The 685-nt window shown below is 42.9% G+C and carries 1 pseudogene; it reads left to right on the top strand.

The features are described 5' to 3' along the window. Positions 1-222: 222 nt before the first annotated feature. Positions 223-685 (top strand): annotated as a pseudogene (locus BCU12_RS09225) (glyceraldehyde-3-phosphate dehydrogenase); the annotation flags it as partial.

Below are 685 nucleotides of genomic sequence, written 5' to 3'. Positions count from 1 at the left end.
GAACTATAATTAACCTAAATTCCAGTCAATTATGTCGCCGTTATTTTTTCTAGCAGAATAACCGTTTGCGCTTTACAATCCTGCCCCATAATAATTACAACCCAATAACCAAATACATCTTCCCCCCTAAAGAGAGTATTTGGCTTGTACCACGATGAGTACGCTCCAATAACACAGCTTAAGTAATGTTAAGCACGAACGACAATAAGGTCCCCCACTACCATGAGTTCAGAGAAGCAAAGTTTTTCAGAGAAACATAGGTTTTCAGAGAAAGAAAGCGCCGAACAGCACTTATATGACTGGCAAACGAGCCAAACCATTGCTGAGTCCACGTCCCCTTTATTAGGTCAGTTATACAGAGAAAAAGGCGTCGAAGTCATTCTCTTTGGTAAAACACTGGTCAATGCCGACACCATTGACATTATCAAAGCTCACCGACTTTCCCGCCACTTTACTCCCCAAGCCCTTTCTCCTCAGCAAACCTTCCCAATTATTCAAGCACTCACAGACATGCAACTATCTCCTTGTCGCATTGATGTTGGTCAACTTGCACAACAATATTGGGCGAGTCATGAAGACACGCATGCACTGAATGACTTCCTTCATACCGCACTTTTAAGAGCAATGAACGGTAAGACAATCTCTGAGCCTCGTGATGTTGTGTTGTATGGTTTTGGCCGTATCG

The sequence above is a fragment of the Vibrio sp. 10N.261.55.A7 genome (assembly GCF_002877365.1).
Taxonomy (GTDB): Bacteria; Pseudomonadota; Gammaproteobacteria; order Enterobacterales; family Vibrionaceae; genus Vibrio.
The sequence above is the reverse complement of the archived record's forward strand: the minus strand, read 5'-3'. Positions and strand labels throughout refer to the sequence as shown.